The organism is Aliihoeflea sp. PC F10.4 (assembly GCF_054612275.1).
This window is the reverse complement of sequence record NZ_JBTSWH010000001.1, coordinates 290,088-314,601: the sequence shown is the minus strand read 5'-3', so window position 1 is coordinate 314,601 and position 24,514 is coordinate 290,088. Positions and strand designations below refer to the sequence as shown.

The following is a 24,514-nucleotide window of genomic DNA, read 5'->3' as shown; positions in this document are numbered from 1 at the left end:
ATGCATGGGAAATCATGCTTACGAAACCGTAAACCGTCTTGGTTAACCAAGCGTTGATCCAGCCTGCGCGAACAAGGCGAATGGACAGGGGCGCGAAGGGGCGATAAGCGCTTGTCCCATGCAACGACAAAAGCCACAGACCGCGCTCGAGCGCGACCAGATCGTCCAGTCCGCAGCGCGCACGCTTCAAATCGAGGCTGCTGGCCTCGCAACGCTTTCGACCTCGTTCGAGAACGGCCTTTCCGACGCGTTCGTGAAAGCCGCAGAGACGATAGCCGGCATCACCGGCCGCGTGATCGTCACCGGCGTCGGCAAGAGCGGGCATATCGGCTCGAAAATCGCGGCGACGCTCGCCTCGACGGGCACGCCGGCCTTCTTCGTCCATCCGGCCGAAGCCAATCACGGCGATCTCGGCATGATCGCCGAGGACGATGCGATCCTCGCGATCTCGTGGTCCGGTGAGACGAGCGAACTTGGCGGCATCATCGCCTATGCGCGGCGTTTTTCCATACCGCTGATCGCGATCACGTCGGGCACCAAATCGGCGCTCGCCCGAGAAGCGACCGCGGTTCTGGCATTGCCGAAGGTGGCCGAAGCCTGTCCGCACGGACTTGCGCCGACGACATCAACGCTGATGCAGCTCGTCATCGGGGACGCGCTGGCCGTGGCGCTTCTGGAGGCGCGCGGCTTCACGCCCGACCATTTCAGGACGTTCCATCCGGGCGGCAAGCTGGGCGCGAGCCTGACCCATGTGCGCGACCTGATGCACACGGGCGACGAAATGCCGATCGTTCCGACCGGAACGCAAATGACGGATGCGGTCCATGTCCTGGCGAAGAAGCGGTTCGGCTGCGTTTGCGTCGTCGGTGATGAGGGCAGGCTCGCGGGCATCGTCACCGACGGCGATCTTGCCCGCAACCTTCACCGCAATCTGGCGAGCCTCACCGTAGACGAGGTGATGACGCGCAATCCGAAGACCGCCGCTCCCGACATGCTCGCCGCGACTGCGACGGGCATCATCAACGACAATGGCATATCTGCGCTGATCGTGTGCGAGGACGAACGACCCGTCGGCGTCGTGCATTTCCACGATCTGTTGCGGGCAGGCGCTGCCTGACGTTTATTCGACAGGCTCGACCCGCAACGTTCCACCCTCCGCGCTGACGATGCGCACTCGCGTTCCGGCCGGCAGTTCCGGGCCGCGAACGAGCCACAGCGTATCGCCAAGCCGCACACGGCCATGGCCATCGCGGATCGGCTCCTCCAACGTCGAGGTCTGTCCGACCAGTTGCTGCTCGCGGCGATTGAGAAGCGGTTGATCGCTCGTTCCCGCGCGATCCGAGCCGAGGAAGTAACGCCCGGTCAAAGCCGACGCGAGCGCCAGGCAGACGAAGACGATGATCTGGACCTGCCAGCTCCACCATGCCGCCTCACCAATCTGGAACGACAATGCGCCGGTCAAAAGCGCCGCAATGCCGATCCAAAGGAGATAAACACCGGGCGCCATGATCTCGAGCGCCAGAAGCACACCGCCGATGATCATCCAGTTCCAGGGGCCGAGACTGGCGAGCCAGGCGCTCATGTCAGGCGTCCCGGGCAGGCGTTACGACCGGCGGACGCGAGGAACGGCGTCGTTCCTGTATGGCCTGCGCGTCGTCCCCGAAGACTTCCTTGGCGATAGCGCCGATGCCGCCCAGCGAGCCGATCAGAGATGAGCCTTCCATCGGCATCAGCACGACCTTGGAGTTGGGAGCCGAACCGATCTTGGCCATGGCCTCGGTGTATCTTTGTGCAACGAAGTAGTTGATCGCCTGGACATCACCCGCTGCAATCGCTTCCGAGACCATCTGCGTGGCGCGCGCCTCCGCTTCGGCCGCGCGTTCGCGCGCCTCGGCATCGCGGAAGGCAGCTTCGCGGCGGCCTTCGGCATCGAGAATCTGCGCCTGCTTGCGACCCTCGGCTTCGAGGATTTCGGCGCGTCGGTTACGCTCGGCCATCATCTGCCGCGCCATCGAATCGACGAGGTTCGTCGGCGGATTGATGTCCTTGATCTCGACGCGGGTCATCTTGATGCCCCACGGCTCGGCGGCGCTGTCGACGATGTGCAGCAGCCTGTCGTTGATCGCGTCGCGGTTGGAAAGAAGTTCGTCGAGGTCCATCGAACCCATCACCGAACGGATGTTGGTCATCGTCAGATTGAGGATCGCGTTCTGGAGGCCGGAAACCTGATAAGCGGCCTGCGCGGCGTTCAGCACCTGATAGAAGGCAACGCCGTCGACCGCGACGATCGCGTTGTCCTTGGTAATGACTTCCTGCGTGGGAACATCGAGCACCTGCTCCATCATGTTCATCCGCATGCCGATCCGTTCCATGAACGGAATGATCAGCGCAAGGCCCGGTGACAGCGTACGCGTATAGCGGCCGAACCGTTCGACCGTATATTGAAATCCCTGCGGGACCGTCTTGACGCCGGCGAAGATGAACAGGAGCACGAGCGCCGCAAGAACGATCACCGCAATCTCGAAACCTGAAAGGAACATGGCCTACCCTCTTGTTTTTTCGCCCTGCGCATCATTTAGGCTTTTTGACCGGGCAGGCAATCCTCGCTGCGGAGGCCTAACGATAACTTCACCTATCGAGTATAGTTTAGCCCGGTAAGTCTGGGTGCGATCACCATGGAATTTATGGATCAGACACGCCGAATGGCGTTGGCGGCGGGCTATTGGCTGAAGCCCGCCCGTATTCGCGACGCGCCCCATCTTGTGGCGGGTATGGCCTCATCGCTGCTGTCCCGCTCGAAGGCCGTGCCTGCTCTGTCGGACATTCGCGAGCGGCCTTCGGGATTCGCCGGCCTCGCATTCGACCCGGACACGCCAACGGTGCTTGAAGCGGCCCGGCGCGGCTTTTATCCATATTCCCATTTCGGGCCGATGGGCTGGTGGTCGCCGCCGATGCGTGGTGCGATGCTCCTGAAGGACGTTCATATCGCCAAGCGCTTCAGGCGCACGCTCAAGAAGACTGAGCTGACTGTCACGATCGATACCGCTTTCGAAGATGTGCTCAACGGATGCGCCGCACCAAGACCCGGTCGCCCGAGGCTGACCTGGCTGACGCCTGCCGCCAAGGCGCTTTACTCGCGCCTTCACCGGCAAGGCCACGCGCATTCCGTCGAAGTCTGGAAAGGCGAAGGCAAACTCGTCGCCGGCCTTTTCGGTGTGGATGTCGCACCTGTCTTTTCAGCGCTTTCGATGTTCCATACGGAAGACGACGCCTCAAAGATCGCCATCGTCAGTCTCTATCACCATCTTGCCGCGTGGGGATATCAGGCCGTGGATCACCAGACGCTTTCGGGTTGGGTGCGCGACCTGGGCGGCATCGAAATGCCGCGCCAAGCCTATATCGACCTTCTCGAAACGCCGCATGAACGCGGCGCAGCGCAGTGGAAGGCGATATTTACGCCTGCCGAAACCGCGATCTGGGAGGCGGGTGAAGTGCCTGCCACGAAGGCTTAAGGCACCAGCCGCTTGACCATCGACTCGATTTGCGGCCGCAACTCGTTGCGGTGAAGCGCGAAGGCCAGATTGGCCTCGACGAATCCTTCCGGCGAGCCGCAATCATACGTCTCGCCCTGATAGCGATACCCGTAGAGTTTCTGGCTGTCGCCAAGACGCAGCATCGCATCGGTTAGCTGGATCTCGTTGCCCGCGCCGCGCTCCTGCGTGGCAAGCAGGTCGAAGATTTCCGGCTGAAGAATGTAGCGGCCGTTGATGTAGAGATTGGACGGCGCGTCGACCGGCTTCGGCTTTTCGACCATAGACGTGATCTGGAAGCCATCACCGATTTCGGCACCCGCACCGACGATGCCGTATTTGTGCGTTTCCGCCGGGTCGCATTCTGCCACCGCGATCACGTTCGAGCCCGTCTTGCCGTAAAGATCGACCATGCCCGACATGCAGCCCGTCTGCGAGTGCATGATCATGTCAGGAAGAAGCAATGCGAACGGCTCGTTGCCGACGAGATCGCGCGCACACCAGACTGCATGGCCAAGGCCGAGAGGTTCCTGCTGACGCGTAAAGCTCGTCGTTCCTGCGGCCGGCTGCATCGAGCGCAGCAGATCGAGTTGCGCCGTCTTGCAGCGTTTTTCCAGCGTGTCGTTCAGTTCGAACTGAAGATCGAAATAGTCCTCGATATTTCCCTTGTTGCGGCCCGTGACGAAGATGAAATGCTCGATGCCCGCGGCCCGTGCCTCATCAACCACATACTGAATCACGGGGCGGTCGACGACCGTCAGCATCTCTTTCGGAACCGTCTTGGTCGCGGGTAGAAAGCGTGTTCCAAGCCCTGCCACGGGAAAAACGGCCTTTCTGACTTTCTTCATCTGCGGGTCCTGCTCCGTTCCTGTCGTTCTCGTAAAAGTGATCGAGCGTGTTCAACGCGGTCGCAAAAGTTCCGTTGCCGACATTTTCGTGTCAATCTTGGCCTATCTTGCACATGGAAGGATGCGCGACAGCTTCGACGCCGCTCATGGTAAACGCTTTACTAACCCGCTCGGTGCACAATCGCTTCAAATCCTGAATCAGGGAGAAATTCATGAGCTTGAAGACATATCTGGGATCATTTCGCCGTTCGGCACGCTCGGTGGGCGTGGCAATGGCTGCAGCCGGCATCGCGATCGGCCTTTCCGTTGCATCGACGCCGGCCTTCGCCGATGCGGGCTTCCAGCGGTGGGTGCAGCAGTTCCGGTCAACCGCGACGCAAAGCGGCATTTCCGGCTCCACCTTCGACCGCGCCTTTCAGGGCGTGACCGCGCCCGATCCGGAAGTTCTGGAAAAAGCACGGTACCAGCCCGAATTCGTCGCGCCCGTCTGGGACTATTTCGACAACCGCGTAAACGACAATTCGATCGGCGTCGGCCGCCAGATGCTTAGCCAGCACAACCGTCTTCTCGGTCAGATCGAGCAGCGGCTGGGCGTCGACCGCCACATTCTCCTGGCGATCTGGTCGATGGAATCCAACTACGGCGAAGTGCTCAAGAACGATCGCGTGATGCGCAACGTCGTGCGTTCGCTCTCCACCCTCGCCTATGCCGACCAGCGCCGCCAGCGTTTCGGCCGCCAGCAACTCGTCGCCGCTCTGAAGATTCTCGAGCGTGGCGATATCGACGTGGGTCACCTGACCGGCTCGTGGGCGGGCGCAATGGGCCATACCCAGTTCATCCCGACGAGCTATCAGGAATGGGCGGTCGATTTCGACGGCGATGGCCGCCGCGATATCTGGAACTCGATCCCCGACGCGCTCGCCTCGGCGGCAAATCTCCTGCGCGCCAATGGCTGGCGCTCTGGGCACGCGTGGGGCTACGAAGTACGCCTTCCTGAAGGCCGCAAGTTCCCCGCAGGCACGATGACGCTTGCCGAATGGCAGCGCATCGGCGTGGTCCGCACCAACGGACAGGCCTATCCGCGCCCCGGCGACCGGGCCGAACTGAAGGTTCTCGACGGGCGCGAGGGTCCCGCCTTCCTCGTCCTTCACAACTTCAACATGCTCAAGCGCTACAACAATGCCGACCGTTACGCGCTCGCCGTCGCTCTTCTGGCCGACCAGATCGCCGGACACGGACAGCTTGCGCGCGACTGGAACCGCCCGTTCACGCGTCTCTCCTTCAACGAGACGCAGGAATTGCAGCAGCATCTTTTGACGCGCGGCTATTATGACGGCAATATCGACGGCAAGATCGGCCCCGCCTCGCGCGATGCCATCAAGGCGTTCCAGTCCCGCATGGGCATGCAGGCCGACGGCCATCCTTCGAAGGAAGTGCTGACACGCATTCGGGGACAGTAGAAGCGGAGACATAATTGACATCGCACGGTCCGCGCATCGCGGCGATCCTTTGTCTGGCGATGATGATTGCCATCGGCGCGCCCATGAGCGCGCCGTTCGGCGTTTCCAACGCGCATGCGCAGGAACAGCGCCAGGGCGGCGGATTGCTGCGCTTTCTTTTCCAGCGCAATCAACCGCAACCGCAAGTCTACGAAGCGCCGCAGCGAGAGCGGCAGCGCAGTCAGCCGCGCAGGCAACAGCAGGGCCAGCGTTCATCGTCACCCGCCGCACCTGTTGCGCCCACGGTCACGAAAGCCGATGATGCGCGCAAGGTTCTCGTCGTCGGCGATTTCGTTGCGGGCGGGCTTGCAGAAGGGTTGGAGACGGCGTTCGAGGCTGACGCCTCCGTCGCGATCGTCAACCGTTCGAACGGGTCGTCCGGCCTCGTGCGCGACGATTATTTCGACTGGCCCGGTTCGCTGGAACCGATGATCGAGGAGATCGAGCCGTCGGCCGTCATCGTCATGCTCGGCTCGAACGATCGCCAGGCGATGCGGGTCGGGGGCGGCAGCGAGGCTCCACGCAGCGATCCGTGGCTTCAGGAATATGAGCGACGTGCGAAATCGATTGCGGATATCGTTTCGGAGAGGGACATACCGCTGATCTGGGTCGGCATGATCCCGTTCCGGCCCAGCACGATGTCGGCCGATATGCTGGCGTTCAACGACGTTTATCGCAAGGTTGCGGAGACCGCCGACGGCGAATTCGTCGACGTCTGGGACGGCTTCGTCGACGAGAACGGCGCTTTCGTGCAGAACGGTCCCGACATGAACGGCCAGCCGACGCGGCTGCGCGCCGATGATGGCATCAATATCAGCCGGACCGGCAAGCGGAAGATCGCGTTCTTCGTCGAAAGGCCGTTGCAGCAGGTGCTCGGTGCCGCGCCGCAGCCCGAACTGGTGTTCTACGGCCCGGTGCTGCCGGACGGCTTTCTCGACGGCCCGCGATACATACCGCGCATCGACCGAACGCAGCCGGTCGCGCTTTTCGGGACGTCTACGTCCGCCGGCGATCTTTTGGGTCGAAACGGCGTGCGCCCGATGCGCGCGGTCCCGACGCCTGCTCCCGAGGCCGAACGTGAAGACCAGGCTGATGACGAAGCGGACGATCTGCCGCCTTCCGGCCGCGCGGACAATTTCATGATCGAGAGGTCTCAGCCGCCAGTCGACAGCGAGACGACCGGCGCGCTTTAGATTAAAGCCAGCCCTGAAGCTCGCGACGCAGGACACTTTCGATCACGTCCATGCCTTCCTCGGAATCGTTGAGGCAGGGGATGTGCGCGAATTTCTCGCCACCCGCATGTTCGAAGATTTCACGCACTTCGCCGTCGATTTCTTCCAACGTCTCGATGCAGTCCGCCGAAAAGCCCGGATTGACGATGGCGATGCGTTTCACGCCCTCCTTCGCCAGTTTCTCGACGGTCTTGTCGGTATAGGGCTGGAGCCATTCCTGCGCGCCGAACCGCGACTGGAACGTCGTGCGCAGGCGATCCGTGCTCCAGCCGAGCCGCTCGCGCAAAAGCCGCGTCGTCTTCACGCAATGGCAGTGATAGGGATCGCCGCGCTCGAAATAGACTTTTGGAATACCGTGATAGGAAGCCAGCACGACCTCCGGTTCGAAATCGAGCGTGGCGAGATGCTTTTCGATCGAACGCGCCAGAGCCTCGATATAGACCGGCTCGTCGAAATAAGGCGGCACGGGGCGCACGGTCGGCATGTGCCTGATCTTCATCAGGGCGCGGTAAAGCTGGTCGTTCGCGGTCGCAGTCGTCGTCGCCGAAAACTGCGGGTAGAGCGGGAACATGACAATGCGGTCGCATCCCGCCTGTATCAGATTGTCGATCGCACTCGCCATCGACGGATTGCCGTAGCGCATGCCCCATTCGACGACGAGCCGGTCGTCGCCGGCAAGCCGCGCGGTGAGCGCTTCGGCCTGCCCGCGCGTGATCGTGCGCAGCGGCGACTCGTCCTTTTGCGTATTCCAGATCTTCTTGTAGTTCGCTCCGGACTTCGACGGACGTAACGTCAGCACCGCACCATGCAGGATCGGATACCACAGCGCCCTGTTCATCTCGATCACACGCGGATCGGACAAGAACTCTCGCAGATAGCGGCGCATCGGGCCGTATGCGGTGCCATCGGGCGTACCCAGATTGACGAGGAGAACGCCGATCTTTCGTGGCTTCACGCGAGGATGACCATCCGGCAGCGGGCCGATGGCCAACGCGTTCTCACGGTCGATCGAGGTTTCGAGTGTCATGCCAGACCTTTCCTGCCGCGCGGCGCGCCGACTTTCATTCGCATGAATACGTGGATGGCCGGAAACTAGATTGTCCCGTTCCACGATCAAGATGGCGTCTGGCCGCAGCCGAAAACGCGAAGGGCCGCCCGAAGGCGGCCCCTTTATGTATGTCGCAACCGGCTCAGTTTGCGGGGATCGTCAGTTCCTGGCCGATGTGAAGACGGTTCGGGTTGCCGAGGCCGGGATTGGCTTCGACGATTTCCGGATAACGCTCCCCATCGCCCAGATATTGCTCGGCGAGGTTCCACAGGCTGTCGCCGCGAGCGACCATGTGCGTTTGCGGTCCACCAGCAGCCTCGATAGGAGCGGCTTCGTCAGCCGGCGCAGGCGCGGCTTCGATCGGTGCGGCCTCATCAGCAGGCGTTGCCTCCTCGATGGGGGCAGCCTCGTCGGCAGGTGCCGGTGCCGGTTCGATCGGAGCTGCTTCATCGCTGGGCATGGCTTCCGGTGCAGCCGGTGCCTCGGTCGGCTCCGGAGCGGGCGGCGCATCGGTCGCCGGCTCCTCGACCGGCGCAACCGGCTCGGAAACGACATCCTGATCGCCGGTCACGGGTGCCTCTTCCTGCGTCGTCACCGTCTCGGTGTCTTCCGAGGCCGGCTCACCGCCCATCTGCGCTCCCGGCTCTTCTGCCGGAACAGGCGTCGTCAGTTCCTCCGCATTCGGTTCCGGGGCTTCGGATGCGTCGGTCGGCGCTTCTTCTTCCATAGCCGGTTCGGTCGGAGCCGCTGCCGAGACGTCAGTGATGCGCCCGTCGAGCGCCGGCTCATAGGGGCTGTTCTCGCGCAGATAGTCCGCGAGAACGACCTCGAGGCCCGGCCCGTAATCATAGGCGTTCTGACCGTTTTCGGAAAACAGTGCGTAGCCGTCGCCGCCATTGCGCATGAAATTGTTGGTTGCGACGAGATAGGTCGCGCTTTCGTCGAGCGGCGACCAATCGCCGTTTTCCTCGATCTCGACGGACTGGATGCGGCCTTCGTTCGGCGCGCCGTTCGGATCGAAGGAATAGCGGATGCCCGCGACCTGCGGGAAGCGGCCCGCGCCCTCCTCGATGCCCGAAAGGCCCTGCTCCAGCGAGGCGATGATATCCGCGCCCGAAAGCTCGAAGGTGGCGAGCGTGTTCTGGAACGGCAGGACCGAGATGATCTCGCCCATCGTCACTTCGCCGGCATCGATGGATGCGCGCAGTCCGCCACCGTTCTGGATGACGACCTGCACGCCCTGGTCAGCTGTGCGGTCGAGCATCGCGTCGGAAACAAGATTACCCATCGTGCATTCGGCGGCGCGGCAGGTCTCGCGGCTGCCGTCGACGGCGGCCGTCGTCTCGGCGACGTTCTGCGTCATCAGTTCGTCGATCGGCGCAGAGAGTTCCGTGACACGTGCAGCGACGGCCTCGTCCGGCTCGACGGAATTGTCGAGAAGGATCGTATCGCCCGATGCGGCGGTCACGTTGCCCTCGTCGTCGAAGGTGATCTCGATTTCGCCGACATATTTGGAATACGCGTATGCCGAAACGATCGGCACTTCGGTTCCCGATGGATTGGCGACCATCGTCGGATAGGCTTCCGCGCCATCTTCGGTGTTGGAGAAAAGCGTGTGGCTGTGCCCGCCGACGATCACGTCGATGCCGTCCACGGCAGCCGCGATCTCCTGATCACGCACGAAGCCGACATGCGACAGGAGGACGATCTTGTTGACGCCTTCGCCTTCCATGCGCGTCACTGCATCGCGCAGATACTCGATCTCGTCCTCGAAAGTGACGTTCGGGCCGCCCTGCGACGTAACGTTCGTATCGGTGGCCAGCACCGAAAGAATGCCCACGCGCTCGCCGCCCTGTTCGACGATCGTCCATTCATCGATTTTACCGGCAAGGCTTTCCTCGACGTCGGCGACGACCGTGTTGCCCGAGATGACCGGGAATTCGGCAGCGTCGATGAAGTCGGCCAGAATGCTCGGCCCGTCGTCGAACTCGTGATTGCCGACAGCCATCGCGTCGAAGCCGATCATGTTCATGAATTCGACGGTGTCTTCGCCCTTGTAGGTCGTGTAGAAAAGCGAGCCCATGAACTGGTCGCCCGCATCGAGCACGATCACGTTGCCGCCTTCGCCGCTGATCGCATCACGCCGCTCTGCGATCTTGGACGCGACGCGCGCAATTCCGCCGAAGCACTCGCCGGCCGTCTCGTCTTCGTCCGAGCAGGTCGCGTCCGACGCGTTGATCGACTGGATGCGCGAATGCAAATCGTTGATATGCAGGATCGACAAGGTGTAGTCGGCAAAAGACTGACCGGCGCTCAGCGCCAGCGTCGAAACCGACAGGGCTGCGACGAGGGTGATTTTCTTCATGTAAGGCGCTCCCGGAATGAACCCATCGACCCCTGACATACCCTTGCGGCGGGCATGTTGCGGTGTCGTATTGTCGCCATGTTCACACCTGGGGAAGCAGGGCGCAAGCGCTTTCGCGCGCCTGTCCCAGCGGAATCCGCCTATCGCAACAACCGTACCCAGCGCGCGAGGTTGACCAGCGACATCAGCGCCCCGGCGACATAGGTGAACGCCGCCGCCCGCAGAACGGAGCGCGCGCCCGGCATGTCGCGTTCGTCGACATATCCGCCCTCCTGCAGGATCGGCAGCGCCTTGCCGAAACTGGCGTCGGTTTCCAGCGGCAGCGTTACGAGATCGACGACGACGCGCACGGCCAGAAGCAGAACCCCGATCGCCACCAGGCCGAAAAAGGCGATCGGCGTGCGCACGAGGAGGCCGATCACCGGTGCGGCCAGGAAGAAAACGCCGGCCGCCCTGTCCGCAAAATGCGCCGCAACGGCGAGTTTTCCACGCAACGCAAACATGCGCTCGCCCCGGTGGTGCTGGATGGCGTGCGCAACCTCGTGCGCCGCAATCGCGACCGCCGAAATGGATCGGCCGTCATGATGCTCATCGGAAAGCCGAACCGCGACCACCGACGGATCGTAATGGTCGCCCCGCTCCGTCGCCTCGACGGCGACATGGCGAAGGTCGAAATGGTCGAGAAGGTGGCGTGCAAGTTCCGCGCCCGTTCCCGGAAGGTCCGGGCGATCCTCGCCGTGGCGCGCGATCGTGCGGCGCACCAGAAGCTGCGGCAGCGCGACAACGATCAGGAAGAAGGCGACCGCAATCAGAGCGAGCATCGAATTGCCTTACGGGCCGCCACCGGCTTCAGATAGGAATGCGGTCCGCGCGATATACTCGGACCGCATGCAATGCCCGGCGTCAGGAAACGCCCTGGCTGCGGATCAGCGAGAACTGGTTGCCTGCCTCACCGGTGCAGTTGAGCTGGCCTTGCATTGCGATCTGGCAATTGACCCGCGAGGTCGTCTGTCGGATCAGCGAGGTCATGTTGATCTCGACCGCGTCCTGTCCGCTATAGGTGTAATTGCCTTCGGCCATGCGATTTCCGGTGTCCGTCGCGATGGTCTCGAAACGTCCGTTGGAGAAGCGCGAGATCGCGACGCCGTCGGTGCTGGCCCATGCACCCTCGACATTGCCCATCGCATTCATCTGCGGTGCCTGATTCATCTGGCGTGACGCCATCTGGCCGGGTCCCGGCCCCATCGCCTGACAGCCGGCCAGCGTAAGAGCCAGAATGGCGCTGCCGAGCGGTGCTAATTTCATCTTGTTAATCATGTGCGGAAAATCTCCTGGTCCCCGAGCCTGAATTTCACCGTTTCACACGGCAAAAGCAAGGCGTTCGGCGCGCATTGCGCGCCCGCCCCGTTCGCATAATGCTCAGCGCACCAAAATGTTTCGGAACTGCCAGGGATCGCTCTCGTCGATATCTTCGGCAAACAGTCCCGGGCGCGCGTCGAGTGGGGTCCAGTCCGTGTAATATCCCTTGACGGGGCCGAGATAGGGCATCTGGATTTCGAGGCAACGGCGGTAATCCATCTCGTCCGTCTCGACGATACCGGCTTGCGGGTTTTCCAACGCCCAGACCATGCCGGCCAGAACCGCCGATGTGACCTGCAATCCGGTCGCGTTCTGATAGGGCGCAAGATCGCGCGTCTCTTCCAGTGAGAGCTGCGAGCCGTACCAGTAGGCGTTTTTCGCATGGCCGTATAGAAGCACGCCAAGCTCATCGACGCCGTCGACAAGCTCGTTTTCGTCGAGGACGTGCTGGACGGACTGCGCCTTGCCCGCCGCGCCGAACATCTCATGCAGCGAAAGAACGGCGTCGTTGCAGGGGTGATAGGCGTAGTGGCAGGTCGGCCGATATTCGACCGCGTCGCTCGCACCCCTGACGGTGAAGAAATCGGCGACCGAGATGGATTCGTTATGCGTGACGAGAAAGCCGTACTGCGCGCCCGGTGTTGGGCACCATGAGCGCACGCGCGTATTCGCGCCCGGCTGTTCGAGATAGATCGCAGCCTTGCAGCCTTCCGCGTGGTCGCGCGCGTTTTCCGGCCGCCACGTCTCGTGCGTGCCCCAGCCGAGCTCTGCCGGTTGCAGCCCTTCGGAGATGAAACCTTCGACCGACCATGTGTTCCAGAACGTATCGAGCGGCTTCGGCTGGATCGTGCGCTGTGTGTCGCGCTCGGCAATGTGGATACCCTTGACGCCGACGCGCTGCATCAGCTTCGCCCAGCCTTCGCGATCGGTCGTCGCCGGTTCGGTGAAGTCGAGTTCGGTCTCACGCGCCAGATCGACCAGCGCCTGCTTGACGAACCACGAGACCATGCCGGGATTGGCTCCGCAGCAGGAAACGGCAGTCGTCCCGCCGAGATTGGCGGCCTTTTCGCGCCGCATCGTCTCGCGCAGCGCATAGTTGGTGCGCGAGGCGTTGGTAGCCTCGGCGTCGAAATAAAAGCCGAGCCACGGCTCGACGACCGTGTCGATGTAGAGGACGCCGAGTTCGCGGCACAGCTTGATGATGTCGAGCGAGCCGGTGTCGACCGAAAGGTTCACGCAAAAGCCCTGCCCCTCGCCCTTCGTCAGGTAGGGAGCGAGCAGGTCGCGATAATTCTCCTTCGTCACATGCTCCTTCACGAAGGGAATGCCGCGTTCGTCCAGAAGCGGCTTGTCGTCGTCACGCGGGTCGACGACCACGAAACGCGACTGGTCATATTTGAAGTGACGCTCGATGAGCGGCAGCACGCCGCGTCCGATAGAGCCGAAGCCGATCAGGACGATCGGGCCGGTGATTTCGCCATGGACGGGCCAACTGCGTTCTGCCATTTCGGGGAGGTCTCCTTCATGCGTCTCAAAGCGCTAGATCACAGTTCCGGGCGCTGTTAAAGCGTCAATGCGCCGGCAACGTGTCAGTTGCGTGAAATGGCCCGGAGAGCGCCGACGAGCCGGTCGCGATCCTGAAGCAGGCCTTTATAAGCAAGCTGATCTCGGTCCATCGCCAGAAGCTGCTCCGAAAAACGCTCCGCGACCGCCGCCCCATCGTCATGTGCGGCAAGGCGGGCAAGCGGATCGAGATAGATGCGGATCGTGAAAAGGATGTCGCCGGAGGCAGGCAGCTTGCGCAGGGTCTGGCGTTCGACGCGGATGAAGGTGCGGGCGGCGATTTCCTCGGCTGAGAATTCCCGCAGCTTGCCGTCCGCACGGTCGATGCGGCTTGCATGCGAAAGCGGATGGTAGAGGTCGTCATTGCCCTGCAAGGACCAGTTCATCCGCTCCACCGAATTCGCCGGCTGCAACTTGTCGAACATGCGCGCGATCAGTTCGGCCATGCGTGTGCCGCGCCCGAATTGCGGAACCGGCTGGTGGATATCTTCCAGCGCGCGGTCGTATTTTTGCGTCAGCGACCATGATGACGGAAAGCAAAGCGAAGCGGCGACGAGCCGCCAGCCATCGTGATCCTTTCGCATGAGCACGAGGTCTTCCTGCACCAGATACGAAGCGATTCTGAGCGGGGATTCTTCGCCCTCGAGCACGATATCCCGCCCGCTGAGCCGCATAGTATCACCGTCATGCCGATGCGTTGCGGTGTGATGTTTGGCAAGGTTCGCGACGATCAGATCGAGCACTTCCTGTTGCGCCTCATACGTATCGGCGCGCTCCACGAACACCTTGCCGGGCAGTTCACCGTAAAGCCGATCCTTTTCGGCAAGGTAGGCGTCGAGCGCGTCGTCCACTTCGAGCCATTGCGAAAACTCCATCGGCTTGAGGCCGATCGTGAACGGTTTCGACGATCCGTCGAATGGCGTGTATCTCATGCCACAGGCTCCAGTCGTGCGCGGATCAGACCACGCAGCGAATTGCCCATGAAGATGGCACGCGCGGCCATGAGGTCGTCCAGCGTCATCACTCGTTCCACTGCGCGTTTCGTCTCGATCAACTCGGCGCGCAGGACGCCGGGCAATGCGCCGCTGGAGAGCGGCGGCGTGACGAGAACACCGTCACCGGGATCGACGAAAAGATTGGTGATCGTGCCTTCGGCAGGTTCGCCATTTTCGTTCAGGAGCAAGACCTCGTCGATTTCATTGATGGAATATTCGGACCGCGCAGCCGCGTAGACCTCGCGCGATGTCGTCTTGTGCCGCCGCAACGGGTCGCGCGCATCGAGCCGCGATGTCGCGATTGCGATGCGCCAGACCGCATCGTCCAGCATTGGAACAAAGGGCGTGGTCGTCACATCGAGCCGCCCGTCGCGAGACAGTTCGAGCCGTACGCGCAATGGACCTTTCGTATTCAGCCTTCCAAGCTGATACTCCACCGCGCTCCTATCAAAACGAAAGCCGAGTTCGCGCGCCGAAGTCTCCAGTCGCGCCAGATGTCTTTCAAGCCGCACGAACGCGCCGTCCGCCTCGTGGCGGAACGTTTCGATCAGGGCGTAGCCGGGATCGTTCCTGTCGCGAAGCGGGCTTTCAAAAGACATTCGTCATATTCTCCCTCCGCCGTGGAATCGAACACCACGCCACCGCCGACATTATAGACGGCCTCGCCTTGCGCGTAGAGCGAGAGGGTGCGGATCGCAACGTTGAAGCGCATGCGGTTGCCCGGTGCGATCCAGCCGATCGCCCCGCAATAGACGTCGCGCGGCGTGTCCTCCAGTTCGCGCAGAATTTCCATCGCCCGGATCTTCGGTGCGCCGGTGATCGAGCCGCAAGGAAACAGTGCCGCCATGATGTCAGCGACGCTCACGCCCGGCAAAAGCTTCGCGCGCACGCGGCTCACCATCTGGTGTACGGTCGCGTAGGTCTCGACCTTGAAAAGATCGGGCACGTCGAGCGTCCCGACCTCGGTGATGCGCGAGATGTCGTTGCGCAACAGATCGACGATCATCCGGTTCTCGGACTGGTTCTTTGGGTCGGAAGCAAGGAACGCGCGCTGCGCCTCGTCCTCTTCTTCCGTTGCGCCACGCGGCGCGGTGCCCTTCATCGGCAGGCTCTCGATCCAGCCGTCGGGCGAGACGTTGAAGAAAAGTTCGGGCGAGCGCGACAGAACGACCGGCCCGTCAAGCTCGATAAGCGCTGAGTTGCGGACCGGCTGGCGCGCGGCAAGCGCATCGAAAAGCGCCAGCGGATCGCCCTGCCATTTCGCATGAACCGGAAAGGTCAGATTGCCTTGATAGCAGTCCCCAGCCCGCAGATGATCGTGGAGCGTCTTGAAGCGTGCGCCATAGGCCGCCGCCGACCATGCGGCTTTCGCATCGGAAATTTCCGGCTCGACATTTGACCGGAGCCGGAAAATGCGCGCCGCCGTCGCTTCGCATGGGCCGTCGAATACACCGAAGCAGATGAGCGGTGCCCGCCGGCCATCCGGCAATAGCGGCGCGAGCTTGGGTTCGAAGAGATATCCGGCTTCATAGGACAGATAGCCGGCAAGCCATTTACCCGCCCCGCGCATGCGTTCGATATCAGCAAGCGCCGGCCAAAAATCATCCGCATCCCACGCGACGATCAGTCGTTCCGGTTCTGCGAACAGCAATTCGCGATCCGCCAAATCGTCGCGGAAAAGAGCGAAACCGCGCAGGTGCTGCGAAGTCATGTCCTGTCTTTCCGCGTCGAGCCGAAACCGCGTGCGTCGATCGCGTCGGCGATTTCCTCGCCCATCTTCAAGGTGCGCACGATGAGCGGCACGGCAAGTGCGACAAGGCTGCCGTCGAGCCCCCTCGCCCGCTGCGCTTCGCGCACCTCCGCGCCGACCGAGGCGATCATCGGAATGAAGCGCAGGGCGAGCGACAGCGCAAGGCTGATCTTCTCGACATCGACGCCGAGCCGGGCAAGCGGCGAAAGCCCTTTCTCGATAGCGGCCATCATGGCCGAAGCTGGCGTCGTCAGCGTGACGATACCGGCAAGCAGAACCAGCGCAACGAGCCGCAGGCCTGAGGCGATTGCGATTTGCCAGTCGTTCAGCCAGACATGGGCCAGAACGAGAAGCACAAGAATGACGACCAGCGGGCGCATGGTCGCAGCCGCATCGCGCAACGAAAGACCGGCGACGGGATAAAGTATCAAAACGACCAGGACGCAGGCCGCGAGCAGGGCCGGACCCGAAACGAAGAACAGCGCTGTGCCGGCTGCCGCGAGCGCGAAAATCTTCGACCCCGCCGGCAAGCGATGAACGATGCTCGTTCCGGGCTGGTAGGTCGAGATCACGCCATCAGTTCCAGATAATGCGCGACCGCTTCGCGCGGCGGCCCGTCGAAGGCGATGCCGCCCTTTTCGAAGACGAGAACCCGCTCGAAATCCGCGATTAGATCGAGGTCGTGGGTCACGATGATCGCCGTCTCATTCAGACCCGCGATCGTCCTCGCCACGAGCCTCTTGTTGCGCAGGTCGAGCAGCGTCGTCGGTTCATCGAAGACGATGTAGCGCGGCTCGGTGATCGTGACCCCGGCAATCGCCAGCATCTGCTTTTCGCCGCCGGACAGGCGATGCGCCTGCTCCTTGGCGAGATGCGACAGGCCGAAACGGGCAAGCGAAGCTTCGACGCGCTGCGCGACTTCGCCCTTATCGACTTTCCGGTTTTTCAGGCCGAAAGCGAGGTCTTCCTTCACCACCGGATAGACGATCTGGTTGTCCGGGTTCTGGAAGACGAAGCCGACCACCGCGCGCACGGCTTTGCCATCCTTCGCGGTGTCCAGCCCATCGACGCTCACCCAACCCTTCGTCGGCGTCAAAAGTCCGTTGATCAGCCGTGCGAACGTGCTTTTCCCCGAACCGTTCGCACCGATCACGGCGATGCGCCGTTCGGCAAGGTCGAGGCTGAGCGGCTTCAAAACCTCGCGCTCGCCGAAGCGGTGGCTGACGCCGGAAAAGCGGATCATGCCCGGCGCGGCGCCTCGATCAGCGGATAGGATTTTCGCACGGTCACGGCGACGGTGGCCGCGATGCCGGCCTTGATGAGATCACCGGGGATGAAGCCGAGCGAGCTCGCCGCCGCCTCGAAATAGGAAAGCCCGGTGACCATCGATATCCACGCGATACCGAACACGTAGAGGACGACGATGCCGCCCGTCACGCTCGCCGCGAACGCTTTCAGCCAGTTGAGGTTGGACCAGAGGCGCTCGCAGATAAGGCCGGTGACATATGCTGCCAGAATCCACGACAGGATGAACCCGCCGCCCGGCCCGGCGATGACCGCCAGCCCGCCGCGACCGCCCGGCAGAAGCGGAAGTCCGACGGCGACCAGCGCCACGAACAGCGCCAACGCCGCGCCGCCGCGCTTCGCACCGAGCACCGACCCTGCGATCATCGCGCCCATCGATTGCGCCGTGATCGGCACGCCGATGACGGGCAACACCAGCGGCGGAAAGACGGCAAGCGCGGCCGTGAAAGCGGCAAAAAGGGCGATGTAGACGATATCTCTGGTGTTCATCTCGGGTGGGCGCTCCAGTTGGCTCGGGATTTCGTAGCGTCTTGTCCGGCGATGTTCAACGCAGCCGGCAACTTGTTCACCGCCATGCGCGTTGAGCGGCGACATTGCCGGAGTTCTTCATGTCCAAGCATTTCGACCCGCCCCTCACTCTTGCCGATGGCCGCTCGCTATCGGGTATCGACGAGGCTATCGCAGCGCTTTCCGATACGGGCTGGCCGGAGCGTGGTCCGCGTCATGACGAAGCGCTCGATATCTGCCTCAAGGTCCGAGACGGTCATCGCTCCATCTTAGAGGTCCGCCCCGCGCTCGTTCTGGCAGCGCAGGAAGCGGGTATCCTCGGCTAGATGTGCAGCGCATGGCCGAGCGTTCTGAGCGCGGCCTCCTGAAGAGCTTCGCTTTGCGTCGGGTGCGCGTGGATCGTACCTGCGATATCTTCGAGACGCGCGCCCATTTCGAGGGCCAGCGAAAAGGCCGCCGACAATTCGGAAACGCCCCGTCCCACTGCCTGAATGCCGAGGACCAGATGGTTGTCTGCCCGCGCGACGACGCGAACGAAGCCGGTCTCGTCGGCCATCGACATGGCGCGCCCATTGGCCGAGAACGGAAACTGTGCCGTCTTGATCTCGCGCCCGGCTTCTTTCGCCTCGTCGGGCGACAGACCGACGGATACGATCTCCGGATCGGTGAAGCAGACGGCGGGGATCGCGACCTTGTCCCAGCTTCGCTTGTGACCTGCGACGATCTCGGCGACCATTTCGCCCTGCGCCATGGCGCGATGCGCCAGCATCGGCTCTCCGGTCACGTCGCCGATGGCGAAGATGCCGCGCATGGAGGTGCGGCATTCGTCGTCGATGCGGATGAAGCGGCCATCCATGTCGAGAACGAGTTCCTCGCGGCCCCAGCCTTCCGTCGCTGGTTTGCGTCCGACCGTGACGAGAACGGCATCTGTCTCTATCTTGCGCTCGTCCCCGTCGGCCGTCTCGACCAGCAACGCTCCCGCGCCCGACAGCCCCTTTGCCTTTGCCGAAAGAACCATGTCGATACCGAGTTCGCCGAGCCGTTTTTCGACCGGCCGCACCAATTCCCGGTCATAAAGCGGCAGGATGCGATCCTGCGCCTCGACGAGGGTGACGTGCGACCCGAGCTTGGCAAACGCCGTACCGAGTTCGAGGCCGATATAGCCCGCACCGATGACGGCGATCCGCTCAGGCAACGCGGTCAGTGCCAGCGCTTCGGTCGACGACAGCACCTTAGCCCCGAAAGGCAGGCTCGGCAGTTCGACCGATTGCGAACCCGTCGCGATGACGATGTTCTCGGCACGGATGATTTGCATGCCGGTTTCCGTCTCGACCTCGACGGTCTTGCCGTCCCGGAATTTCGCCTGCCCGGTGACAATCTTGACCTTCGCTTTTTTCAAAAGGCCTGAAACGCCGGTCGTCAGTCGTCCGACGATGTTGTCTTTCCACCCTATCGTCTTTTTCAGGTCGATCTTAGGCTCGGAGAGCGAAATGCCGACCGGCGACGCGCCTTTGGCGGCTTCAACCGCGACGTGAAATTCGTCCGCCGCATGGATGATCGCCTTGGACGGGATGCAGCCGACATTGAGGCACGTTCCTCCCGGCTTCTTGGCCTCAACGATAACGGTATCGACGCCGAGTTGGCCGGCGCGGATCGCGCAGACATAGCCACCCGGACCCGCACCGATGACGAGGAGCTTGCAGGAAATGTCTTTCATGATCTGCTCCTCAATCGACGAAAATCAAAGCCGGCGTTTCCATCAGCGCCTTGATGCGCTGGATGAAACGGGCGGCGTCCCAACCGTCGATCACGCGATGATCGAAGGAGGATGAAAGGTTCATCATCTTGCGCGGAACGAATTGCGTGCCATCCCAGACAGGACGCATCATCATCTTGTTGACGCCGACGATCACGACCTCCGGATGGTTGATGACAGGCGTCGTCACCACGCCGCCCATCGCGCCGAGCGAGGTGATCGTGATGGTCGACCCGGAAAGTTCGTCGCGGCCCGCGGTGCCGGCCTTCGCGGCTTCGGCAAGCCGAGCGACTTCCGCGCCACAATCCCAGATATCGCGCGCCTCGACATGGCGCGCGACGGGCACGACGAGACCGCCCGGTGTCTGCGCGGCAATGCCGATATGGACACCGCCATGGCGATGGACGATGCCTGCCTCGTCATCGAAGGTCGCGTTCATCTCCGGCTGGTCGGCAATGGCCTTCACCATCGCGCGCATCAGGAACGGCAGCAGCGTCAGCTTGGGCTGGTCCGGCTTCTTCGACGCGTTCATCGCCGCGCGCGTTTCTTCCAGCGCCGTGACGTCGACCTCCTCGACATAGGTGATGTGCGGAATGGATCGCTTGGCGAGCGCCATCTTCTCCGCGATCTTGCGGCGCAGGCCGACGATCTTGACGTCCTCGACATCGGTGCGGCGCTGAAGGCCTTTGACGGCGCTCCCCTGCCGGCCAGCCGAAAGAAAGCCGTCGAGGTCTTCATGGCCGATACGGCCGGCGGGACCGGAGCCTGCAACCTGCCGCAGATCGATGCCCGCTTCCTTTGCGCGCAAGCGCACGGCGGGCGATGCCAGCGGCTTTTCGCCCTCGGCGCGTGGTGCACCGGAGGAAAACGCAGCCTTCGGTTTTTCAGCGGGCTTCGGCTCGGGCTTTGCCGCGGCCTTCGGCGTCTCCTTCGCGGGTGGCGGCGGAACGTCTTCGCCTTCTTCCGCCATGCCATCTGCAACCGGCGCTTTGCCCGCCCCGTCATCCATCGGAGCCTCTGAAGCCTCGCCGGCCGTCCTGATGCGGATCAGCGGCGAGCCAACCGCGACCACATCGCCGATTTCAGCGCCGAGCCAGGAAATCTCGCCCTCGACAGGCGAAGGAATCTCGACCGTCGCCTTGTCGGTCATGACGGCGGCGAGTACCGTGTCCTCACGTACCGGATCGCCGATTTTTACGTGCCATTCGACGAGTTCGGCCTCGGCGACGCCTTCGCCCACATCGGGCATCTTGATCGTGTGTTCGCTCATCGATCAGCCCTCCATGACTGCGCGAAGCGCTTCGCTGACGCGCGCGGGACCGGGGAAATAGTCCCACTCCTGCGCGTGCGGGTAAGGCGTGTCCCAACCCGCGACGCGCTGAACCGGCGCTTCGAGATGATAGAAGCAGTGCTCCTGGACGAGCGAAACTAGTTCCGCACCGAAACCGCTCGTCATCGTCGCCTCGTGGACGACGACGCACCGGCCCGTTTTCTTCACCGATGCGACTATGGCGTCGAGATCGAGCGGCAGAAGCGTGCGCAGATCGATCACCTCGGCGTCGATGCCTGTGTCCTCAGCGGCGGCCAGCGCGACATGCACCATCGTGCCATAAGCGAGGATCGTCACCGCTGAGCCCTCGCGGCGCGTTACCGCCTTGCCGAGCGGCACGGTGACGTGATCGGCTTCAACCTCGCCGAGATCGTGCTTCGACCACGGCGTGACCGGACGGTCGTGATGGCCATCGAAGGGGCCGTTATAGAGGCGTTTGGGTTCGAGGAAGATTACCGGGTCCGGGTCTTCAATGGCCGAGATCAAAAGTCCTTTGGCGTCCTGCGGATTGGACGGCACGACGACTTTCAGGCCCGAAACATGCGTGAACAGCGCCTCCGGGCTCTGGCTGTGCGTCTGCCCGCCAAAGATGCCGCCGCCGGTCGGCATGCGGATGACGATCGGACAGGTAAACTGCCCGGCTGAGCGGTAGCGGATGCGTGCGGCTTCGGAGACGATCTGGTCGTAAGCCGGGTAGACGTAGTCGGCGAATTGCACCTCGACGCACGGTTTCAGACCGTAAGCCGCCATGCCGATGGCGGTGCCGACGATGCCCAGTTCGGAAATCGGCGCGTCGAAGCAGCGTGAAGTGCCGTATTTTTGCTGGAGGCCCGCCGTGCAGCGGAAGACGCCACCGAAATAGCCGACATCCTCGCCGAAGACGACGACGTTGTCGTCCCGGCCCATCGACACGTCCATCGCGTCGCGGATCGCCTCGATCATGGTCATGCGCGGCATGGTCTAGACTCCCGCCTGCTGGCGCTGGCGGCGCAGATGCGGCGGCATATCCGCATAGACGCCCTCGAACATGTCACGCGCCGAAGGCCGCCCGCCGGCATGAAGCGTGCCATGCTTTTCGGCCTCCTTCTGCGCCGCGATCACGCCGTCCATAACCTCGGCTTCGGACTGTTTGTGGCGTTCCTCGCTCCACGCGCCGCGTTTGATCAGATGGTTCTTCAGCCGGATCACCGGATCGCCGAGCGGCCAATTGTCGGATTCGGTTTTCGGGCGATAGGCGGACGGATCGTCCGAAGTCGAATGCGCACCGACGCGGTAGGTGACATATTCGACAAGCGTCGCGCCAAATCCCATTCGCGCGCGTTCCACCGCCCATTTTCCGACGGCGTGGACGGCAAGATAGTCGTTGCCGTCGACGCGCAGCGACGGCAGGCCGAAGCCGAGACCGCGCGCGGCGAACGTACCCGAACCGCCTCGCGCGATGCCTTGAAAGGTCGAGATCGCCCACTGGTTGTTGACGATATTGAGAACCACGGGCGCGCGATAAGTCGAGGCAAAGACGAGCGCTGCGTGGAAATCGCTTTCCGCAGTCGAACCGTCGCCGATCCAGCCGGCAGCAACGCGGTCGTCGCTCTTGATGGCCGAGGCCATCGCCCAGCCCACAGCCTGCACGAATTGCGTGCCGAGATTGCCCGAGATCGAGAAGAAGCCGTGATCCTTTGCCGAGTACATGATCGGCAATTGCCGCCCCTTCAACGGGTCGGCCTCGTTCGAATAGATCTGGTTCATCATGTCGACCATCGGATAGCCGCCGGCGATGAGGAGGCCCGCCTGCCGATAGGTCGGAAAATTCATGTCGCCGGGTTCCATCGCCCGGCGAAAAGCGCAGGAAACGGCTTCCTCGCCCATATGCTGCATATAGAACGAGGTCTTGCCTTGCCGCTGCGCGGTTTGCATGCGCGCGTCGAAGGCGCGCAGCGTCATCATGTGCTTCAGCCCTTCGAGCAGTTCCTCGTCGGTAAGTGACCCCGCCCACGGGCCAACCGCCTCGCCGTCGCGGTTGAGGACGCGGATGATCGAATAGGCCATGTCGCGAATGTCGCGCGGATCGACATCGACGGGTGGGCGCTCGACCGTTCCGGCGCGCGGGATCTTCACGTTGGAGAAATCCGGCTGACCGCCCGGCCGCACCTCCGGCTCCGGAACGAACAATCCGCCTTTTCGCATTTCCGCCATAACGATCCTCCCTTTCAGGTCAATTTAGGACAGGAATACTGACCTAGTCACCCCCCGACCGTTGGCGAAATTCCTCACATCGACTTTTCGAGAAGTGAGAGTACGGCCTCTTTCGTCAGCTTGACCGGATTGCCACCTGCGGTCGGGTCGACAATCGCCATATCCGCGATCAGTTCCTTGCGGGCATCGTCCATGTCGAGACCGGGGATCAGTTCGCGGAGCGTTGCGGGCACGCCGAGTTCCTTGCGAAGCGCCATGATGTGATCGCGAAAACCGTCGAAACCGCCCTCGATGCCGCAATAAGCGGCAAGGCGAGCCACGCGATCCTCTATCGCCTCGCGGTTGAAATCGAGCACATAGGGCATGAAGAGCGCGTTCGTCATTCCGTGATGCGTGTCGTAAAGCGCGCCGATCGGATGCGACAGCGAGTGGATCGCGCCAAGCCCCTTCTGAAAGGCGGTCGCGCCCATGGCGGCAGCCGCCATCATGTTGGCGCGCGCCTCGATATCGGAACCATCGGCATAGGCTTTCGGCAGATACTTCAGAACCAGCCGAACGCCTTCCACGCCGATGCCATCGGCCATCGGATGAAAGCCCGGCGCACAATAAGCTTCCAGGCAATGCGCCAGCGCGTCCATACCGGTTCCGGCGGTGATGACCTTCGGCATACCGACCGTCAGCGCCGGGTCCGCGATCACGGTGACCGGCAACATTTTTGGATGGAAGATCACCTTTTTCGTGTGCGTCGCCTCGTTGGTCAGAACGCCCGCACGCCCGACTTCCGAACCCGTTCCGGCGGTCGTCGGCACGGCGATAATCGGAGCGATCGCATCGCTGTCCGCGCGCGTCCACCAGTCGCTGACATCCTCGAAATCCCAGATCGGCCTCGTCTGCCCGGCCTGGAACGCGACGAGCTTGCCGAGGTCGAGCGCCGAGCCGCCGCCGAACGCGATGACACCATCGTGACCGCCTGCCTTGAACGCTTCGATGCCCGCAGCAAGGTTGGATTCGACCGGGTTTGGCTTCACATCCGAAAAAACGCCATAGGCAACGCCCGCATCGTCGAGCAGTTTCAGCGTGTCGGCAACGACCGGCAGCTTCGCAAGCCCCGGATCGGTGACGAAAAGCGGGCGCGCGATACCGGCGGATTTCAGCACGGCGGGCAGTTCGGCGATGCGCCCCTCGCCGAAGAGCACCGTGGTCGGAAAATTCCATTTGGAAGTGAAGGTCATTT

24 protein-coding genes are annotated in these 24,514 nt (G+C 62.6%); 5 read left to right on the top strand and 19 right to left on the bottom strand.

Annotated elements, in window-relative coordinates:
* The first annotated feature begins 118 nt into the window (after positions 1 to 118).
* Positions 119 to 1,117 carry a KpsF/GutQ family sugar-phosphate isomerase gene (locus ACX82Z_RS01460; protein WP_459586379.1) on the top strand — a complete coding sequence of 333 codons (999 nt, stop codon included), beginning with the start codon at positions 119 to 121 and terminating at the stop codon, positions 1,115 to 1,117.
* Between the two features lie 3 nt (positions 1,118 to 1,120).
* On the opposite strand, the gene ACX82Z_RS01455 is transcribed toward ACX82Z_RS01460, so the two are convergent.
* Complete coding sequence (locus tag ACX82Z_RS01455; protein WP_459586378.1) at positions 1,121 to 1,582, bottom strand: NfeD family protein; 462 nt, start codon at positions 1,580 to 1,582, stop codon at positions 1,121 to 1,123.
* 1 nt (position 1,583) lies between these two features.
* Positions 1,584 to 2,540, bottom strand: a complete 957-nt coding sequence (locus ACX82Z_RS01450) for an SPFH domain-containing protein (RefSeq protein WP_459586377.1) — start codon at positions 2,538 to 2,540, stop codon at positions 1,584 to 1,586.
* A 135-nt stretch (positions 2,541 to 2,675) separates the two neighbouring features.
* On the opposite strand from ACX82Z_RS01450, the gene ACX82Z_RS01445 reads away from it, so the two are divergent.
* Entirely contained in the window at positions 2,676 to 3,512 is an 837-nt protein-coding gene (locus ACX82Z_RS01445) for a leucyl/phenylalanyl-tRNA--protein transferase (protein WP_459586376.1), read from the top strand.
* Here ACX82Z_RS01445 and galU read toward each other — a convergent pair.
* Positions 3,509 to 4,378 (bottom strand): UTP--glucose-1-phosphate uridylyltransferase GalU, encoded by an 870-nt coding sequence (gene galU, locus ACX82Z_RS01440; protein WP_459586375.1) that lies wholly within the window; start codon positions 4,376 to 4,378, stop codon positions 3,509 to 3,511. The two genes, ACX82Z_RS01445 and galU, sit on opposite strands and share 4 nt — an antisense overlap.
* Before the next feature lie 212 nt (positions 4,379 to 4,590).
* Here galU and ACX82Z_RS01435 point away from each other — a divergent pair, with 212 nt between their 5' ends.
* Both ACX82Z_RS01435 and ACX82Z_RS01430 read left to right on the top strand, forming a co-directional pair.
* Positions 4,591 to 5,838, top strand: a complete 1,248-nt coding sequence (locus ACX82Z_RS01435; protein ID WP_459586374.1) for a lytic murein transglycosylase — start codon at positions 4,591 to 4,593, stop codon at positions 5,836 to 5,838.
* Positions 5,839 to 5,852: 14 nt separating this feature from the next.
* Positions 5,853 to 7,070 carry an SGNH/GDSL hydrolase family protein gene (locus tag ACX82Z_RS01430; RefSeq protein ID WP_459586373.1) on the top strand — a complete coding sequence of 406 codons (1,218 nt, stop codon included), beginning with the start codon at positions 5,853 to 5,855 and terminating at the stop codon, positions 7,068 to 7,070.
* Between the two features lies 1 nt (position 7,071).
* Here the strand turns inward: ACX82Z_RS01430 and hemH are convergent, their stop codons facing one another.
* The 11 genes from hemH to ACX82Z_RS01375 all read right to left on the bottom strand — a co-directional run bounded on the left by hemH (position 7,072) and on the right by ACX82Z_RS01375 (position 17,983).
* On the bottom strand, positions 7,072 to 8,136 hold the full coding sequence (hemH, locus tag ACX82Z_RS01425; RefSeq protein ID WP_459586372.1) for a ferrochelatase: 1,065 nt from the start codon (positions 8,134 to 8,136) through the stop codon (positions 7,072 to 7,074).
* 163 nt (positions 8,137 to 8,299) lie between these two features.
* Positions 8,300 to 10,522: a 5'-nucleotidase C-terminal domain-containing protein gene (locus ACX82Z_RS01420; protein ID WP_459586371.1), complete on the bottom strand. Its 2,223-nt coding sequence runs from the start codon at positions 10,520 to 10,522 to the stop codon at positions 8,300 to 8,302.
* A 140-nt stretch (positions 10,523 to 10,662) separates the two neighbouring features.
* Positions 10,663 to 11,343 (bottom strand): zinc metallopeptidase, encoded by a 681-nt coding sequence (locus tag ACX82Z_RS01415; protein ID WP_459586370.1) that lies wholly within the window; start codon positions 11,341 to 11,343, stop codon positions 10,663 to 10,665.
* An 82-nt stretch (positions 11,344 to 11,425) separates the two neighbouring features.
* Positions 11,426 to 11,839, bottom strand: a complete 414-nt coding sequence (locus tag ACX82Z_RS01410) for a hypothetical protein (RefSeq protein ID WP_459586369.1) — start codon at positions 11,837 to 11,839, stop codon at positions 11,426 to 11,428.
* A 102-nt stretch (positions 11,840 to 11,941) separates the two neighbouring features.
* Positions 11,942 to 13,387: a homospermidine synthase gene (locus tag ACX82Z_RS01405; protein ID WP_459586368.1), complete on the bottom strand. Its 1,446-nt coding sequence runs from the start codon at positions 13,385 to 13,387 to the stop codon at positions 11,942 to 11,944.
* A gap of 83 nt (positions 13,388 to 13,470) precedes the next feature.
* Positions 13,471 to 14,376 carry a heme-dependent oxidative N-demethylase family protein gene (locus ACX82Z_RS01400; RefSeq protein WP_459586367.1) on the bottom strand — a complete coding sequence of 302 codons (906 nt, stop codon included), beginning with the start codon at positions 14,374 to 14,376 and terminating at the stop codon, positions 13,471 to 13,473.
* The gene (locus ACX82Z_RS01395) at positions 14,373 to 15,038 is read right to left on the bottom strand and encodes an aminotransferase class IV family protein (RefSeq protein WP_459586366.1); all 666 of its coding nucleotides are present in this window, start codon (positions 15,036 to 15,038) and stop codon (positions 14,373 to 14,375) included. The genes ACX82Z_RS01400 and ACX82Z_RS01395 overlap by 4 nt, the downstream gene beginning before the upstream one ends.
* On the bottom strand, positions 14,987 to 16,150 hold the full coding sequence (locus tag ACX82Z_RS01390; protein WP_459586365.1) for an aminodeoxychorismate synthase component I: 1,164 nt from the start codon (positions 16,148 to 16,150) through the stop codon (positions 14,987 to 14,989). The genes ACX82Z_RS01395 and ACX82Z_RS01390 overlap by 52 nt, the downstream gene beginning before the upstream one ends.
* A complete protein-coding gene (locus ACX82Z_RS01385; protein WP_459586364.1) occupies positions 16,147 to 16,761 on the bottom strand; it encodes an energy-coupling factor transporter transmembrane component T family protein in 615 nt (204 codons plus the stop codon). Before ACX82Z_RS01385 ends, ACX82Z_RS01390 begins: the two co-directional genes overlap by 4 nt.
* Positions 16,758 to 17,432, bottom strand: a complete 675-nt coding sequence (locus ACX82Z_RS01380) for an energy-coupling factor ABC transporter ATP-binding protein (protein ID WP_459586363.1) — start codon at positions 17,430 to 17,432, stop codon at positions 16,758 to 16,760. Before ACX82Z_RS01380 ends, ACX82Z_RS01385 begins: the two co-directional genes overlap by 4 nt.
* Complete coding sequence (locus ACX82Z_RS01375) at positions 17,429 to 17,983, bottom strand: biotin transporter BioY (protein WP_459586362.1); 555 nt, start codon at positions 17,981 to 17,983, stop codon at positions 17,429 to 17,431. Before ACX82Z_RS01375 ends, ACX82Z_RS01380 begins: the two co-directional genes overlap by 4 nt.
* 119 nt (positions 17,984 to 18,102) lie before the next feature.
* Here ACX82Z_RS01375 and ACX82Z_RS01370 point away from each other — a divergent pair, with 119 nt between their 5' ends.
* A complete protein-coding gene (locus ACX82Z_RS01370) occupies positions 18,103 to 18,327 on the top strand; it encodes a DUF982 domain-containing protein (RefSeq protein ID WP_459586361.1) in 225 nt (74 codons plus the stop codon).
* Here the strand turns inward: ACX82Z_RS01370 and lpdA are convergent.
* The 5 genes from lpdA to ACX82Z_RS01345 all read right to left on the bottom strand — a co-directional run bounded on the left by lpdA (position 18,324) and on the right by ACX82Z_RS01345 (position 24,512).
* Positions 18,324 to 19,718: a dihydrolipoyl dehydrogenase gene (gene lpdA / locus ACX82Z_RS01365; protein WP_459586360.1), complete on the bottom strand. Its 1,395-nt coding sequence runs from the start codon at positions 19,716 to 19,718 to the stop codon at positions 18,324 to 18,326. The genes ACX82Z_RS01370 and lpdA overlap by 4 nt on opposite strands.
* 10 nt (positions 19,719 to 19,728) lie before the next feature.
* Positions 19,729 to 21,027: a dihydrolipoamide acetyltransferase family protein gene (locus ACX82Z_RS01360; RefSeq protein WP_459586359.1), complete on the bottom strand. Its 1,299-nt coding sequence runs from the start codon at positions 21,025 to 21,027 to the stop codon at positions 19,729 to 19,731.
* 3 nt (positions 21,028 to 21,030) lie between these two features.
* Positions 21,031 to 22,044 carry an alpha-ketoacid dehydrogenase subunit beta gene (locus ACX82Z_RS01355; protein ID WP_459586358.1) on the bottom strand — a complete coding sequence of 338 codons (1,014 nt, stop codon included), beginning with the start codon at positions 22,042 to 22,044 and terminating at the stop codon, positions 21,031 to 21,033.
* Positions 22,045 to 22,047: 3 nt separating this feature from the next.
* On the bottom strand, positions 22,048 to 23,280 hold the full coding sequence (locus ACX82Z_RS01350; RefSeq protein ID WP_459586357.1) for a thiamine pyrophosphate-dependent enzyme: 1,233 nt from the start codon (positions 23,278 to 23,280) through the stop codon (positions 22,048 to 22,050).
* Positions 23,281 to 23,354: 74 nt separating this feature from the next.
* A complete protein-coding gene (locus tag ACX82Z_RS01345; protein WP_459586356.1) occupies positions 23,355 to 24,512 on the bottom strand; it encodes an iron-containing alcohol dehydrogenase in 1,158 nt (385 codons plus the stop codon).
* Between the last annotated feature and the right edge of the window lie 2 nt (positions 24,513 to 24,514).

Excerpts from the sequence above, each read along its gene's own strand:
- ACX82Z_RS01460 (WP_459586379.1), top strand. The coding sequence starts at position 119 with ATGCAACGACAAAAGCCACAGACCGCGCTCGAGCGCGACCAGATCGTC.
- ACX82Z_RS01455 (WP_459586378.1), bottom strand. The coding sequence starts at position 1,582 with ATGAGCGCCTGGCTCGCCAGTCTCGGCCCCTGGAACTGGATGATCATC.
- ACX82Z_RS01450 (WP_459586377.1), bottom strand. The coding sequence starts at position 2,540 with ATGTTCCTTTCAGGTTTCGAGATTGCGGTGATCGTTCTTGCGGCGCTC.
- ACX82Z_RS01445 (WP_459586376.1), top strand. The coding sequence starts at position 2,676 with ATGGAATTTATGGATCAGACACGCCGAATGGCGTTGGCGGCGGGCTAT.
- galU (WP_459586375.1), bottom strand. The coding sequence starts at position 4,378 with ATGAAGAAAGTCAGAAAGGCCGTTTTTCCCGTGGCAGGGCTTGGAACA.
- ACX82Z_RS01435 (WP_459586374.1), top strand. The coding sequence starts at position 4,591 with ATGAGCTTGAAGACATATCTGGGATCATTTCGCCGTTCGGCACGCTCG.
- hemH (WP_459586372.1), bottom strand. The coding sequence starts at position 8,136 with ATGACACTCGAAACCTCGATCGACCGTGAGAACGCGTTGGCCATCGGC.
- ACX82Z_RS01420 (WP_459586371.1), bottom strand. The coding sequence starts at position 10,522 with ATGAAGAAAATCACCCTCGTCGCAGCCCTGTCGGTTTCGACGCTGGCG.
- ACX82Z_RS01415 (WP_459586370.1), bottom strand. The coding sequence starts at position 11,343 with ATGCTCGCTCTGATTGCGGTCGCCTTCTTCCTGATCGTTGTCGCGCTG.
- ACX82Z_RS01410 (WP_459586369.1), bottom strand. The coding sequence starts at position 11,839 with ATGATTAACAAGATGAAATTAGCACCGCTCGGCAGCGCCATTCTGGCT.
- ACX82Z_RS01405 (WP_459586368.1), bottom strand. The coding sequence starts at position 13,387 with ATGGCAGAACGCAGTTGGCCCGTCCATGGCGAAATCACCGGCCCGATC.
- ACX82Z_RS01400 (WP_459586367.1), bottom strand. The coding sequence starts at position 14,376 with ATGAGATACACGCCATTCGACGGATCGTCGAAACCGTTCACGATCGGC.
- ACX82Z_RS01395 (WP_459586366.1), bottom strand. The coding sequence starts at position 15,038 with ATGTCTTTTGAAAGCCCGCTTCGCGACAGGAACGATCCCGGCTACGCC.
- ACX82Z_RS01390 (WP_459586365.1), bottom strand. The coding sequence starts at position 16,150 with ATGACTTCGCAGCACCTGCGCGGTTTCGCTCTTTTCCGCGACGATTTG.
- ACX82Z_RS01380 (WP_459586363.1), bottom strand. The coding sequence starts at position 17,432 with ATGATCCGCTTTTCCGGCGTCAGCCACCGCTTCGGCGAGCGCGAGGTT.
- ACX82Z_RS01375 (WP_459586362.1), bottom strand. The coding sequence starts at position 17,983 with ATGAACACCAGAGATATCGTCTACATCGCCCTTTTTGCCGCTTTCACG.
- ACX82Z_RS01370 (WP_459586361.1), top strand. The coding sequence starts at position 18,103 with ATGTCCAAGCATTTCGACCCGCCCCTCACTCTTGCCGATGGCCGCTCG.
- lpdA (WP_459586360.1), bottom strand. The coding sequence starts at position 19,718 with ATGAAAGACATTTCCTGCAAGCTCCTCGTCATCGGTGCGGGTCCGGGT.
- ACX82Z_RS01360 (WP_459586359.1), bottom strand. The coding sequence starts at position 21,027 with ATGAGCGAACACACGATCAAGATGCCCGATGTGGGCGAAGGCGTCGCC.
- ACX82Z_RS01355 (WP_459586358.1), bottom strand. The coding sequence starts at position 22,044 with ATGCCGCGCATGACCATGATCGAGGCGATCCGCGACGCGATGGACGTG.
- ACX82Z_RS01350 (WP_459586357.1), bottom strand. The coding sequence starts at position 23,280 with ATGGCGGAAATGCGAAAAGGCGGATTGTTCGTTCCGGAGCCGGAGGTG.
- ACX82Z_RS01345 (WP_459586356.1), bottom strand. The coding sequence starts at position 24,512 with ATGACCTTCACTTCCAAATGGAATTTTCCGACCACGGTGCTCTTCGGC.